The 14,065-nt window shown below is 51.6% G+C and carries 12 protein-coding genes; 9 read left to right on the forward strand and 3 right to left on the reverse strand.

Annotated features, from left to right (window positions below):
• Positions 1-80: 80 nt before the first annotated feature.
• Positions 81-1,322 carry a lipoprotein-releasing ABC transporter permease subunit gene (locus M8T91_RS09345; protein WP_301413782.1) on the reverse strand — a complete coding sequence of 414 codons (1,242 nt, stop codon included), beginning with the start codon at positions 1,320-1,322 and terminating at the stop codon, positions 81-83.
• Between the two features lie 383 nt (positions 1,323-1,705).
• Between M8T91_RS09345 and M8T91_RS09350 the strand changes: the two genes are divergently transcribed.
• From M8T91_RS09350 to M8T91_RS09380, 7 genes are all read left to right on the forward strand, one after another.
• Positions 1,706-2,002 carry a hypothetical protein gene (locus M8T91_RS09350; protein ID WP_301413784.1) on the forward strand — a complete coding sequence of 99 codons (297 nt, stop codon included), beginning with the start codon at positions 1,706-1,708 and terminating at the stop codon, positions 2,000-2,002.
• Between the two features lie 212 nt (positions 2,003-2,214).
• Positions 2,215-2,661: a hypothetical protein gene (locus M8T91_RS09355; protein ID WP_301413785.1), complete on the forward strand. Its 447-nt coding sequence runs from the start codon at positions 2,215-2,217 to the stop codon at positions 2,659-2,661.
• A gap of 33 nt (positions 2,662-2,694) precedes the next feature.
• The gene (locus M8T91_RS09360; RefSeq protein ID WP_301413787.1) at positions 2,695-3,354 is read left to right on the forward strand and encodes a sterol desaturase family protein; all 660 of its coding nucleotides are present in this window, start codon (positions 2,695-2,697) and stop codon (positions 3,352-3,354) included.
• Positions 3,355-3,373: 19 nt separating this feature from the next.
• Positions 3,374-3,853 (forward strand): L,D-transpeptidase family protein, encoded by a 480-nt coding sequence (locus M8T91_RS09365; protein ID WP_301413789.1) that lies wholly within the window; start codon positions 3,374-3,376, stop codon positions 3,851-3,853.
• A 154-nt stretch (positions 3,854-4,007) separates the two neighbouring features.
• On the forward strand, positions 4,008-5,414 hold the full coding sequence (gene asnS, locus M8T91_RS09370; RefSeq protein ID WP_301413791.1) for an asparagine--tRNA ligase: 1,407 nt from the start codon (positions 4,008-4,010) through the stop codon (positions 5,412-5,414).
• A gap of 594 nt (positions 5,415-6,008) precedes the next feature.
• Complete coding sequence (locus M8T91_RS09375) at positions 6,009-6,929, forward strand: zinc metalloprotease (RefSeq protein ID WP_301413793.1); 921 nt, start codon at positions 6,009-6,011, stop codon at positions 6,927-6,929.
• A 49-nt stretch (positions 6,930-6,978) separates the two neighbouring features.
• A complete protein-coding gene (locus M8T91_RS09380; protein WP_301413795.1) occupies positions 6,979-7,362 on the forward strand; it encodes a hypothetical protein in 384 nt (127 codons plus the stop codon).
• 116 nt (positions 7,363-7,478) lie between these two features.
• Here the strand turns inward: M8T91_RS09380 and M8T91_RS09385 are convergent, their stop codons facing one another.
• Positions 7,479-8,054: a hypothetical protein gene (locus M8T91_RS09385; protein ID WP_301413796.1), complete on the reverse strand. Its 576-nt coding sequence runs from the start codon at positions 8,052-8,054 to the stop codon at positions 7,479-7,481.
• 203 nt (positions 8,055-8,257) lie between these two features.
• On the opposite strand from M8T91_RS09385, the gene M8T91_RS09390 reads away from it, so the two are divergent.
• Both M8T91_RS09390 and xthA read left to right on the forward strand, forming a co-directional pair.
• Positions 8,258-10,357 carry a carboxy terminal-processing peptidase gene (locus M8T91_RS09390; protein ID WP_301413797.1) on the forward strand — a complete coding sequence of 700 codons (2,100 nt, stop codon included), beginning with the start codon at positions 8,258-8,260 and terminating at the stop codon, positions 10,355-10,357.
• A 73-nt stretch (positions 10,358-10,430) separates the two neighbouring features.
• Positions 10,431-11,246, forward strand: coding sequence for an exodeoxyribonuclease III (gene xthA / locus M8T91_RS09395; RefSeq protein WP_301413799.1), 816 nt, complete (start codon positions 10,431-10,433; stop codon positions 11,244-11,246).
• Positions 11,247-11,496: 250 nt separating this feature from the next.
• On the opposite strand, the gene M8T91_RS09400 is transcribed toward xthA, so the two are convergent.
• Positions 11,497-12,399, reverse strand: a complete 903-nt coding sequence (locus M8T91_RS09400; protein ID WP_301413801.1) for a bile acid:sodium symporter family protein — start codon at positions 12,397-12,399, stop codon at positions 11,497-11,499.
• Positions 12,400-14,065 lie beyond the last annotated feature (1,666 nt).

Below are 14,065 nucleotides of genomic sequence, written 5' to 3' on the forward strand. Positions count from 1 at the left end.
GTGTTAGGGAACCTTTTGCCGCCACCAGAAACCTTCAATTTGCTTTATAAATATTGGTTAACTCTTTGATTTATATAAATTTATTCATACCTTAACGCTTCAGCAGGTTCAATCTGTGCCGCCCGCCAGGCAGGAAACACCGTTGCCAGCAGGCTCATGCACACCGCGGCCGAGAGCACCACCACAGCATCACCCACCCGGAACTCCGAGGGTAGATAGCTCACAAAAAATACACGGGGATCGAATATTTTGCCTCCCATGAGATTTTCCGCCCAAGACACTATGTCGGTGAGGTTGAGGGCAATCAGGAGACCCAATACCGCGCCGACGAAGGCACCGATAATGCCAATGGCACTGCCCTGCACCATAAACACTGCCATGATTTGACGGGAAGTCAGACCGAGGGTTCTCAACACGGCAATATCAGAGCGCTTGTCTGCCACCATCAGCACCAACGCGGAAACAATATTGAAGGCAGCCACAGCAACGATAATCAGCAGCATCAAAGTGACCACAGTCTTTTCCATTTTCACCGCCTGGAACAGACTGCCCTGGGAATGGCTCCAGTCCTCGCCACTAAACCCCTCACCGAGCGCCTGCGCGTAGAGAGAGACTCTGCCCAGGGCGTTATCCATATCGTCAAAGCGCAGTTGCAGGCCTTGAACCCTGCCGGTCAAGCGCATCAGCCGGGCCGCATCCTCGATATTGATTAAGGCCACATTCTGATCCACCTGCGCGCCCACCGAGAAAACCCCGGCTACCGTGAAGCGCTTTGTGCGGGGAAAAATACCCGCTGGTGTGACGGCCACCTCCGGCAGGGTCAAAATAACGGAATCACCGGGAACCACATTCAGCTGCTGTGCAAGAATGCGACCGAGAACGATCTGGTAGCTGCGCGGTTGCAGACTATCCAGGCTGCCCATGATGATATGCTCGCCCACCGCAGAGACACTGGGCAGCGCCGCTGGATCCACACCCTGAAACTGGGCGCCCTGGCTGTTGCCATTTGCACTCAACAGGGCAAAGCCCTGCACAAACGGGCTTGCCGCTTCCACATGGGGCTGTTGTTCCAGTTGCTGCGCCGTTTCGCGCCACTCCTGCAAGCCGCCATCGCGTTCGACAAAGCCGTGGGGAACAACGCTCAAAATGCGTGTTTTCAGCTCGCGATCAAAGCCGTTCATCACGGAGGTGACAACAATCAGGGCAAAGACACCCAGCGCCATGCCCAGCAGGGAGAAGCCGTTGATAAAGGAAATAAACTGCTGCCGGCGGCGAGCGGCAATATATCTCAGACCAATAAACAGGGGGACAGGTTTCAGCATAGGGTCGATTTAAACGGAAAAGAGGCAATAAATCCAAGTATTTAGACAATTTCAGCCCTCAGGGCAATATCTTACGCAGACCACCTGCTCCCGAAGACCGACCCTTTCATCCAATTGGCTCGTTTGCCCCTGTACTGGCGCTTTTACGCCCGAATGCCAAAGTGTCCACCACTGCTGGCCGCAAACACCAAGTACCCGGGCAGTCCCGGGCCGAGGATATCATCACAGGACACCAGTTGCTGGGAATCGGGCCGGTCCCTGCCCGCTATCCCGGCCAGTATGCCCCGGGATTTTTTGCTGGAAAACGTGAAGGCAGCCAGGTGTTCTGGCGGAATTTCTGTTTTAATGGGGGACGCACTGGAACACCGACTGGAGAACACTCTATGTTCAGCAGACATCGCAGTGGGGCCTCTATGATTGTGGGCACGCTGGCACTGCTCTTTGCCTTCAGCACCCAGGCAAAGCCTTTGGACATACCTCAAAATCTCGATAAGATTGACCTCTCCTTTGAGCAGGTCCGCGGGTTGAAGAAAGATGCCGTCACCACTCGCCTGGGCGACCCTTTGAGTATCGAAGGCCCCGTGGGTGAACCGGCAATCACCCGCTGGGAATATGCAGACTTCTATGTCTATTTTGAGTGGGATACTGTGCTACACACGGTGAAGAAACCCAGCGGCTGAGCTTTCACTTATTTCACCACACCGGACAAGGCGCCCTGCTCCACGCCAGGCACGTAAATGGCGATTCTTTCCCGCTGCTGGTACCCGCCAGCAGGGCGCTCCTGGTTACAACCCCTCATCCTGGCATACCTGCCGGATAAGATCCTATACCTCTGACATATATTTTACCGGGTGCCATATTCACCCAGATACGGAGAACAATGGAACCACAGATGGAAGGCTACGAATATCAAAAGAGACAGGTCGCTCTTGACAAAAACAGAGAATTCCGTATTGGCGAGGGCAAGATCAGCGGCTACGCCTCCATTTTCCTCGGGGCACTCAGCTTACTTGCGGTACTTGCCTATCTGTTCCCCTCTCACCTTACCACGACCGAGTTGCGCCAGGTTTACGATGCGGGGTCCCTGCAGAAAATACTGAAGTACGGCATGTACTTTTCCCTCTTCTTTGGCGCGCTCACCTTTTATTTGAGGAAATATCGGCGCATGGGGCTTGCCGGCATAGTCCTGACTGCAACCGCTTTCCTCTTAGGGGGCTACACGGTTCCTGTGGGTCCCGTTGAGGCTAAGCGGCTGTCACTGGGGGTTGACTGGCTGATTCTCGCTTTCCTCGGCTCGGTAATCGTTTTTGTTAGCCTCGAAAAGCTCTTCCCCAAATAGGAAAACCAGGTAATCCTGCGCAAGGAATGGGGGTTGGATCTTTTCTATTTCTGCTTCAACCACCTGGCAATCTCCGCCATCCTGATCTACGCCAACTACCATGTCACCCACTTCGATTGGGCGGTAAGTGCAGAGGTGCAGGCATTGATCGGTTCGGTCCCCATAGCATTGCAATTGGTCGTGGTAATTCTCTGTGCAGATTTTGTCCTCTACTGGGAACATAGAATCTTTCACGAAACTCAATACCTGTGGCCGGTCCATGCAGTACACCATTCTGTTCAGAATATGGATTGGTTGGCCGGCTCCCGCAGCCACTTTATCCAAACTTTTTCTGAAAGAGCCATGGTGATGGTGCCTTTGTACCTCTTGGGTGTGGGTGAGACTGTACTGAACCTGTACGTGGCTTTCGCCGCCCTTCAGGCTGTGCTGATTCACTGCAATGTCGGCCTGCCATTCGGCCCCCTCAAGTACATTTTCGTAACCCCCCAATTCCACCACTGGCACCACAGCTCCGAAAAACCTGCCATTGATACCAATTATTCGGCCCATACCATCCTGTTCGATTGGCTATTCAATACCATGCATTTTCCCAGGGAGCACTGGCCGGCCAAATATGGAACCACCGGGAAATTCCCGCAGAGCTACCTGGGCCAAACGCTTTATCCCATTACAGCCTTACTCAAGAAACTTTAAAAAATCGGAGGCCAGAAAGGTGAGATCTATCGCAACCTTTCTACTGCTACTTGTTGTTGCCTGCCCCGCCAGGACCGAGGTGACCCTGGTGCAGGTCATTAAATCGGAGAACAAGATGCTGTTGATGGATGGTCAGAAGGTGGTGAAAACCTACCATATCGCCCTTAGAGCATCCCCGAAAGGGCACAAGATGCAGGAAGGGGATCAGAAAACACCCGAAGGGCGCTACATCCTGGATTACAAAAAGGAAGATTCCGCTTATTACCGCGCCATGCATCTCTCTTACCCCAATAGCCGGGACAGGGCCCAGGCCGAAGTCCGGGGCGTATCCCCGGGCGGCTTTATTATGGTTCATGGGCAGCGCAACGGGCTGGGCTGGTTCGCGCCACTCACACAGCGCTTTAACTGGACCCAAGGCTGCATTGCCCTCAGCAACAGTGAAATGGATGACTTCATGGCCCTGGTGCAGACTGGAACCCCCATAGAGATTCGCTGGTAGGTGCCAGACTGCCTCGACCCGGTGCGCCCTGGGGCTGGATTTCCCCATGGCAACAGGTCAATATGCCCGCCGTAACCTTCCCGGGGTGGATTGCTTCATTTTTAGGCAACCTGGCAATGCCCCACCCATAGGACTAACGAGACACCGATTGAAAATGACAGTAAAAGTCGAACCCATAGATAACCTGTTGAAATCCAGCGGTCGCGAGGGCGAAGAAGTGCGCGTGCAGGGCTGGATCAGAACCCGCCGGGACTCAAAAGCCGGCCTTTCCTTCCTCGCTGTGCACGATGGCAGCTGCTTTGACCCGATCCAGGTGGTTGCCGAGAATCATCTGCACAACTACCAGTCGGAAGTACAGCGACTGACTACCGGTTGCGCGGTAGATATCCTTGGCACCATCAAGCCTTCTGAGGGCAAGGGGCAGTCTATTGAACTGCTCGCCGCAGAGGTGCAGGTGGTCGGCTGGGTGGAGGACCCGGATACCTACCCGATGTCCCCCAAGCGCCACACCATGGAGCACCTGCGTGAACACGCCCACCTGCGTCCACGCACCAATGTGAGTGGTGCCGTGGCCCGGGTGCGCCATTGTATTGCCCAGGCGATTCACCAGTTCTTTCACCAGAACGGTTTCAACTATGTACATACCCCGATCCTCACTGCCTCTGATTGCGAGGGCGCCGGTGAGTTGTTTCGGGTGAGCAGCCTGGATATGGAAAATCTGCCGCGAAACGAGCAAGGCGCGATTGATTTCAGCAAAGACTTCTTTGGCGAAGAGAGCTTCCTCACCGTATCCGGCCAGCTGAATGCGGAGGCCTACTGCCTGGCCCTATCCAAGGTGTACACTTTCGGCCCGACCTTTCGCGCAGAAAATTCCAACACCACCCGTCACCTTGCCGAGTTCTGGATGGTAGAACCGGAAGTGGCTTTTGCCGACCTGGCCGATATTGCCGACCTGGCTGAACAGGTACTGAAGCACGTCTGCAAGGCCGTTCTGAGCGAACGTGCAGACGATATGGCGTTCTTTACCCAGCGTATCGATAAAGAGGCCATCAGCCGTCTGGAAAATATCATTGAGAAGGCATTTGCCCGCATCAATTACTCTGATGCCATTGAAATTCTGGAAAACTGCAAAGAGAAATTCGAGTTCCCGATATCCTGGGGAGTCGACCTTGCCTCCGAGCACGAGCGTTATCTCGCCGAAGTGCACTTCAAAAAGCCTGTCATTGTGATGAACTATCCAAAAGACATCAAAGCTTTTTATATGCGCATGAATGATGATGGCAGGACAGTGGCCGCCATGGATGTACTGGCTCCTGGAATCGGTGAGATTATCGGCGGGGCACAGCGTGAGGAGCGCCTGGAAAAACTCGACGAACGCATGGATGAAATGAATATTCCCAGTGCACACCTGGACTGGTATCGCGATCTGCGCCGGTATGGCACAGTCCCCCATGCAGGTTTTGGCCTGGGCTTTGACCGCCTTGTATCCTACCTGACAGGCATGTCTAATATCCGGGACGTAATCCCTTTCCCACGCACACCAAAAAATATTTCTTTCTGAGAGAAAAGCCCCGTGTTGCGGGGCTTTCACTATATATCTGCGTTTCACTTTTCTGTCAGCAATTCCGCCATTTACTGACACAACAGTATTGACTGTTTTGTCAATGCGCAGGGTCTAGAGACATTTTTCGAGCAAGGCTTCTCTCTTATTAAAATGCTGCCACAAAAAATTTACTTTTTACAAGAATGCACCGTAAAGCGTGGTTGTCATTTTATTCCTGCTCATAAAGTGAATTTTCTGGGGCGCCTGACCAAGACTTAATTTTTAACCTGATGTGCGTATCTAGCTTCCAGGCACCAACAAAATCTACACACTTTATTCCTGCCGAATATCCTTTTTCCTTTTATAAAATAGTGAACATGCAGGGCGCAACAGAACAATGTTTTAAATGTGACCGTCTGCATAAGAACAGTCCTGCATGCAAGAAATAAAAAGGGCAGAGAAGAAAATTTGGCACGAGATAAAAAGATGAGATGCACGACATTATTTTTTTCCTGAAGAATAACCGTATTGACATCCGGGCCCTGAAAATTGATCTTACCCCGGCTTTCATCGAAGCAGAAAATAACCATAAATAAAAATAAGGATCATCCTATGCAATTCTCTTGTCGAACCCTTTTCTTCGGCAAAGCGCTGGCGTTTTGTGCACTCACTACACCTCTGGCTGTCGATGCACAAAGCAGCAAAGCCCTTGACAACGCAAATCACAATGCCAATTTTCTTCGCTGCGGCACCAAGCACCCGACTACGAAAGCAGCTGTGATGAAAGAACGTCACCTCAGCAACCTGCGAGGCAAGCCGGGTGGTGGTGATGGTGGCAGCGGCTATATACCCCGCCCTGCAGGCTCTGTTTCAGTCGATGTGCATTTTCATGTAATCACCGACAACAGCAATAACGGTGCAGTTTCAAGCGGTGATATCAACAACCAAATGAACATCCTGAATGCCGCTTTTGCAGAAACCCCATTCACATTCAATCTGGTTTCTACAACCACTACAGCAAATGACAGTTGGTTTAACCTGAATTCTGGTTCCACAGAGGAAACCGCCATGAAATCTGCTCTGCGTGTAGGCGGTGCAGGGGATCTCAACATTTATGCTGCAAACATCGGCGGAGGCCTGCTGGGCTGGGCAACCTTCCCCAGCAGCTATGCCTCCAGCCCCGTTCGCGATGGCGTGGTAGTATTGACCGGCTCATTACCCGGTGGCGATTCCGCACCATTTAACGAAGGGGATACACTGGTGCATGAGGTGGGCCATTGGCTCGGCCTGTATCATACATTCCAGGGGGGATGTAATGGCGATGGTGATTTCGTCGCCGATACACCGGCGGAAAGATCGCCGGCAAACGGTTGCCCTGCAGGTCGTGACTCCTGCACAAAGGGTAAAAATGCCGATGGCCTGGACCCCATCCACAATTTTATGGACTATACCTATGATGCCTGTATGTTTGAATTTACCAATGGGCAGTCCAATCGCGCTGACGAGTTAAGCAATATCTATCGCGGCCTTTAAATACAGTGGAGGGGGCTTCCCCCTCCCGATCAAAACTCTCTATTCTGCCATGAAGACTTTTTTTGCTTTTCTGGTGCTATTCGCTTTGCCTGTGACTGCACAGCAGCGCCTGGCCATCCCGGCTTACATCACCTGTGATCACAACCAACTCACAGCCTGGATGGGGGAAATCAAATACCTCAATCACCAAGCCGGCACACTCAATCTCGCTCTGACAACCGACTACCAGACAGAAGAATCCTTACAATTGCATTATCCCACTGATGCGGCTTTATTGGCACAGATGCGTCTACACGGTGTCCCATTCACCAAAAACGATTGGCACCAGTTGTATGAATCTGATGGAACCCTGCGCAATCAGCTGCGCGCAGTAATCTGGCTTTGTGAAGATTCCAGCACCGAGCCTGTCATCAACTGGCAGCCGCCCAAGTAATTCCGCTCTCCCATTGAAAAAAGCGCCAACGGATACTGGCGAGATTCCGGCTGGCAAAAGACTGTCCGGCACTGTGAACGGCAGTTGAAGTGGCACTCTCAATAAAATGCCTGTCTTCAATGCGCAATGCTTCGAAAGCAACAGCCGATGCCGCAATCAGAAAATCCGTGAAAAGAGTGCAAGTGCAGCACTGTTGGGAGCAAACCTGATTTTCTTCCGTTGTTCAGGGCAGTGGCTATTTCTGAGTCACACCTGATGCGTAATCGATCAAGCGGGCAGCTACAAAACCCAAGTTGCTTTTCTGCCGTTTCAACAACCATCGCAAAGTCGTTGGGAGCCACCACTGCCCTGTTGCTTTTAGCAGGATGCCAGGTATGTGCTCCAGGCACGCGATGTAGCATGATCAACAAAGCCCAGGGAGAATCAGCGCGGTGATACAACTCCCCTATACCGCTCAAGGGTTTCTGTTTGAATTCTGCCATTGCGTGGGGGGTAAAATCGGTACGCACTTCAACTGGAAAGCTCGCCTGCCGTGGACTGGCAGGCACCTGGGAAACCCCCAGGGGGTTTGGGCAGTATCTTCCCTTCTCAAGCCTGTATACTATTTCGACAGCAGTCATCAAGAAAAATGACCAACTGGTCAAAACTACTCTTTCCACTTTAAATTTACGGTGACTGATTATATCCACCATTCACCCTTTAGGAGAAAAAACCTAACTTTCCATTGAAATTAACTTTATTATGCCCAATATGTAAAAACAAAGAAATATTCATCTCTGATTAGAGGTGTTTCATGCCCCTAGGAGCTTTCAACCTTTATACTTGTCCTAAGCTATAGTTCGCCGGGCCATAAAGGCTGGCTGCTTATGAAGTAGGACGTATAAAGAGATTCTCTATGCTTACCAATCGGACCGCCGCACTCTTTTTCAGCTTCTTATTGATTGGCCCGCTTTCCACAACCGCTCAAGGGGATATTGAGCACCTTGCGCCAGAAAAGGGCCAGGGTGGTACAGCCAGGGAAATCGTCAGCAAATTGGAAATGCTGCACTACAACAAACTCAAGGTTGGCGACAAAATGTCAGAGAGCCTGTGGAACGAATACATCGACGCACTGGATCCTACCAAAAGCTACTTTTTGGCCTCTGATATCAATGAGTTTCGTGCATGGCAAAACAGGATGGATGACCAGCTGCGTGCCGGTGATGTAAAAGCGGGCTTTGAGATCTACAACCGTTTTCGTCTGCGTATGAGCACCCGCCTCGATAAAATCCTCTCACAACTGGATAAGAGCCTCCCTCCCTTTAACTTTGACCGCAATGAGTCTCTGGAGCTGGACCGCGAAGAAAGTAAATGGCCTGAATCCGCCAGTGTCGCCGATGACTTGTGGCGCAAACGGCTCAAGAGTAGTGTGCTGAGCCTGCGGCTCACGGGTAAAACCGACGAAGAAATTCGTGACCTGCTGGTACGCCGTTACAAAGGCCAGCAAAAACGTCTGCAACAGCAAAACAGCGATGACGTATTTGAACTCTACATGAATTCACTGACACGTCTCTACGACCCACACAGCAACTACCTTTCCCCGCGCTCCCTGGAAAACTTCAATATGAGCATGTCCCTCTCCCTGGAGGGAATCGGTGCGGTTTTGCAGGCAGACGAGGAGTACACCAAGGTAGCCCGACTGGTAGCCGGCGGGCCCGCTGATCGCACTGGCAAGATCAAACCCAACGACAAAATCGTGGGCGTCGGCCAGGACAAGGAGGGAGAGATGGTGGACGTGGTCGGTTGGCGTCTCGACGATGTGGTTGACCTCATCCGTGGCAAGGCCGGCACCTACGTGCGGCTTGAAACCATCCCCACCGGTGGTGATGGCACCCACAAGACCATCTTGATCAAGCGCAGTAAGGTAAAACTGGAGGATCAGGCAGCCAAGAAGGCGGTATTTGAATTCTCCGATGGCAAAAAGAATTACAAAGTCGGCGTGATTAACCTGCCCACTTTCTATATCGATTTCGACGCTTATCGCCGCCGCGATCCCAATTACAAAAGTACTACCCGCGATGTGGCCAAGTTACTGACAGAATTAAAAGAGGAAAATGTTGACGGCATTATTCTGGACCTGCGCAATAATGGTGGCGGTTCCCTGCAGGAGGCCACCATGCTCACCGATTTGTTTATCGATCAGGGCCCGGTGGTGCAGATCCGCCACGCCAATGAACAGATTTCACGGCACAACCGCTCCCGTTCGCGGGCCATGTATCGCGGACCGCTATTGGTACTGATCAACCGCCTCTCGGCCTCCGCATCGGAGATCTTTGCCGGTGCCATCCAGGACTATAACCGCGGATTGGTAGTGGGCAACCAGTCTTTCGGCAAGGGTACCGTGCAAACCATGGCTCCCCTCAAGGAAGGCCAGCTGAAAATCACCCAGTCCAAATTCTACCGTGTTTCCGGTGACAGCACCCAGCATGCCGGTGTAAAACCGGATATCCTCATGCCGCAAATGATTAATGCTGAAAGTGTGGGGGAAAGTGCCTATGATACCGCCCTGCCCTGGGATCGCATCCACGCCGTCCCCCATGCAAAATATTTGAACCTCAAAAGCCTGATTCCCAGCTTGATCAGCAAACACAATAAACGCACTGAGTCGGACCCGGACTTTATTTTTCTGCGCGACCAATTCAAGTTCGAAAGCGAACGCAGTGATAAAAAATACATCTCCCTCAACGAAGTCATGCGCGAGCATGAAAGAGAGGCGGTGAACCAGCGTCTGCTGTCTATGGAAAACCGTCGCCGCAGTGCCAAAGGCTTGGAGCCCTACAAGGATTTCGAAGCCTATGAAGAGAGTGAATCTGAGGAAGTGGCCGCTATTGGTGGTCCAGTTGAAATCAAGCTGGAAAAAGACCCCGTTTTGAACGAAGCCGGCTATATAATGGCGGACTTTATCGGACTGTCCGATAAAGCCAGCAAGGCCCCGCCTCAAGTCGCCAATTTCTAAAGTCTGACGGGTTCTGGGAGCACGAACCAACTCCAGGCCGGGCAAGCCCGGCCTTTTTATTGGGGGAAAAACAATGAAAGCCGTATCCTTTAACGTAAACAGTATTCGCACACGCCTGCACCAGATGCAGGCACTGGTAGACAGCCATCAGCCAGACATTATTGGCTTGCAGGAAACCAAGGTTACCGACGAGGAGTTTCCGGTGGACGCGATCCGGGATCTGGGTTATGAAGTGATCTACTATGGCCAAAAGACTCACTACGGCGTTGCCCTGCTCTCGCGCCTGCCGTTTATCGATCGGGACTATGGCTTTCCCAAAGATGCGCCCAATGCCCAACGCCGCCTGGTGATGGGTAAATTCGATATCGGTGGCCCGGAACCGCTCACTGTGATCAATGGCTATTTTCCTCAGGGAGAGAACCGTAACCACCCACTCAAGTTTCCGGCTAAACAGAAGTACTATGCAGATCTGCAAACGTACCTGCAGACCACCTGCAAACCGCAAGCGCCGGTATTGGTGATTGGTGATATGAATATTTCCCCCACAGATCTGGATATCGGTATTGGCGAATCCAACCGCAAACGCTGGCTGCGCGACGGTAAATGCAGCTTCCTGCCAGAGGAGCGCGAATGGTTGCAGAGAATCCAGAACTGGGGTCTGGTAGATACCTTCCGTGCAAAAAATCCACAAACCGATGATGTTTTCAGCTGGTTTGACTACCGCAGCCGCGGGTTCGACCGCGACCCCAAGCGGGGCCTGCGTATCGACTTGATTCTGGCTAGCAATTCCATGATGAAAAACTGTATTGGCACTGGCATTGACTATGATATTCGCGCAATGGAGAGACCCTCGGACCATGCCCCTGTATGGGCAGAGTTCAAGCTCTAAACACCAGCGTAATGCCGGAGTTTAGACCCTGGCTTTCTTCCGTTTTTTCATAGGAACATTCCCCGGAAACCAACCCGGAGGTGGACCGCAACATGCCCGTAATGCCTGGGCAATTGCGCTCCGTGCGCCTACTGACCGCCGCATTGAATCTGAGCCCGCTCAAGGCTTTAGGCCCTCAGCTCAAAAGCACAGTGCCAATATGTTATCGGAGAATCCTGTCCACCAGGATTCTCACAAAATATTCTAATCTTTACCCAGCTTCTCCGACTTCCTTAACCCCCACCTCTCTCACCTCGCGAGCCTTTTTGCGACCATATAGTACCAGCAGCATACCCACTGGAAACATCACCACACCATATACCGCAGAGGGTATCGACATTTCTCTGGAGTGCAGAAGCGTCAGGGTTACCATCAGGCCGATGGTACCATTTTTGATACCCAGTTCTGTCGCCACCGCCAGGCCATCGCGCAGGGGGAGGCCACCGATACGACTGAATACCAGCCCCAAAAATATCCCCGAAAGGTTCAGCAGGATAACCGAGGGCCCCGCCTGCGACATGAGTTCGCCAATGCGCTCACGCATTCCCCACACCAGCTGCACTACCAGAATCAACAATACCAGTGCACCAAAAATACTGACAATACTCTCGGCGCGACTGGCAAGAGACGGGTTCCAGGCCCGTACCAGCATGCCGAGTACCACAGGCAACAAAACAATAACCGATAGCATGGCCACTGTCCTGACAAAGGGCAGAACAATTTCCTGCTCAGCACCAAAATAGGTACGCAAAGCGTAATTGGTAAAAAAAGGCAGACTCAGGATGGTAATCAAACTCGCAGATACTGTCAGAACGATGGACAACGCAACATTGCCGCGTGCGAGCAGTGTAAACAGATTAGAGGTCGTCCCCCCAGGACATGCCGCTATAATCACCAGACCCACTGCGATCTCAGCAGGTAGACTGAGCGCCCAGCAAAGGGTAAAGGCCACAAATGGTAAAAATATAATCTGTATGATGGTACCAAGTAGTAAGCCCCTGGGCCTGACAGCGACATGGTGGAAATCCCTGACCGTCAGGGTCATCCCTATACCAACCATAATAATGAACAGTGCAATGGGTAAACCAATCGAGATCATGGGTCCTGATTCCACATTTATCTCCTGATACCGTAATGAGTGATGAAATAGGTTGGTTCCATGATGCGTCAATAAGCCCTTTAGACAGAGTCTGCAGGCACTGGCCTTACACCCATGGATACCTTCCTCCAAAATTAATAGCGCTAACTGCAGGCTGAGATCAGCAAGAAGGCGTGGCCGTAGTATACCCAGGTTTCATCAGGATACTGATTGGCAAGTTTCAATACAGAGACAGACCATAGTGGTGAGCACGCCTCCCATTTCCACCATAGTCAAAAGTAACAGCTAAGTGGATGATTAACTCGGCAGTCGCTGGAACAAACGTTCTATTGCATTCTGCTTTTTGTGCATCTCCTTATCATATTGCCACGGCGCCAATCGATGAATCTTTGGGGCACAACTGTCATCTTACTCAGATTAAGTGCCAGCTACCGTACATCATCTCCCCCATAGGTTTTCCCCAGCATAATGATAGTGGGTTGTTTAAAAAATACCGTAGCAGATGGAGTTCGTACTGAAATATGGCCCTAAGGGCTGTTCCTGTTTGGATGTGGCCTATGGATTGATAAGAATAAGCGCACCTCATTGAGGTTCCAGCATAACCATAAAGCAAGCTTGCAATGTCCGGATGAATATTCAGTGATCCATAGTCGTCAAAGTTGTGGAAGAATTTTTACGATATAACAACCTGGTTTCTGTATGACCGTTATGGACATGCCTTATCCAATGCATACCGATTTGCCCATAGGGAAGTCTGCCAAAGGGCTTTGGAGGTTCAGGTAAGCTGTACGGGTGCTGCAATGCCTGCTCCCCGCCAGGCAAGTGACAGACAATATTGTTTTATGCACTGGTTATAAGTCCGGATATGGAATGGGTTTTCGTGGATGGACGTTACCCTAAGCGCAACAGGGTACCAAGGCAGGGATTCCCGGAATGCGCAGTTTCGTGGAAGGCAACGTGGATTTGAACAGGAAACTCTACAAAATCGGCCTCTGGTTGAGAATGCGGATGCACGCTTGAAGCGCGAACGCACGAATGCCTCACGTTTCGACAAACTCAAGAAATACCACCAAACTCAGCGGCCCGCTTGTGCCTTCCTATGGCCGTCTATGTGTTGCGGAAACGCAGGGGTGGTATAACGGGCCAGTGTCACCGGCCCTTTTTAAAAGGGCATTGCGGTTTTTCCGGGCACTTGCGCTTAGAAATATAGGCATCAAAATGATCTTATTGAATTGCATTTCGTTTTCTTTCGTGTCAAAGCGGCGTAGAATCCAAAGGTTTCTGTCAGTATTTGGACCGGTTTTTGCGAACCAATAGCGCAAGCGGTCCAAACTGCCCGGGCTGTAAACAAACTGCCCGGGCATTTTCTAAAATCCCTTCCCTTCAACAGGAGAACGGTAACGTGGCCTAAGCGTAAGTAAAAGGCGCTGACCCAAGGTGTGCAACCACCAGAGGGCCAGCTAACCAAATTGATAACACGAGTATCAAAATGGCTGTATGGATAATACGCTAGAAACCCGCTCGTCTTCAATAAAGCGGAGCCCCTTCAGGCACTTGGCGCGGTTCCCCAGGCCCTGGGGGCGTTGCGTGCGGCAGTTCTGCTTTACCGCCTACCGTTCCCGCGCCCCGCCTTGTATTTCCTTCAACCATTACACCCCGGGTATTCCCATCACAAAAAGTC

Origin of the sequence: Microbulbifer sp. MI-G (assembly GCF_030440425.1) — a bacterium.
Classification (GTDB): Bacteria; Pseudomonadota; Gammaproteobacteria; order Pseudomonadales; family Cellvibrionaceae; genus Microbulbifer; species Microbulbifer spongiae.

Bases quoted from the DNA above. Each gene is read 5' to 3' on its own strand.
- xthA (WP_301413799.1), top strand. From the start codon at position 10,431: ATGAAAGCCGTATCCTTTAACGTAAACAGTATTCGCACACGCCTGCAC.
- M8T91_RS09345 (WP_301413782.1), bottom strand. From the start codon at position 1,322: ATGCTGAAACCTGTCCCCCTGTTTATTGGTCTGAGATATATTGCCGCT.
- M8T91_RS09380 (WP_301413795.1), top strand. From the start codon at position 6,979: ATGAAGACTTTTTTTGCTTTTCTGGTGCTATTCGCTTTGCCTGTGACT.
- asnS (WP_301413791.1), top strand. From the start codon at position 4,008: ATGACAGTAAAAGTCGAACCCATAGATAACCTGTTGAAATCCAGCGGT.
- M8T91_RS09350 (WP_301413784.1), top strand. From the start codon at position 1,706: ATGTTCAGCAGACATCGCAGTGGGGCCTCTATGATTGTGGGCACGCTG.
- M8T91_RS09355 (WP_301413785.1), top strand. From the start codon at position 2,215: ATGGAAGGCTACGAATATCAAAAGAGACAGGTCGCTCTTGACAAAAAC.
- M8T91_RS09375 (WP_301413793.1), top strand. From the start codon at position 6,009: ATGCAATTCTCTTGTCGAACCCTTTTCTTCGGCAAAGCGCTGGCGTTT.
- M8T91_RS09390 (WP_301413797.1), top strand. From the start codon at position 8,258: ATGCTTACCAATCGGACCGCCGCACTCTTTTTCAGCTTCTTATTGATT.
- M8T91_RS09385 (WP_301413796.1), bottom strand. From the start codon at position 8,054: ATGGTGGATATAATCAGTCACCGTAAATTTAAAGTGGAAAGAGTAGTT.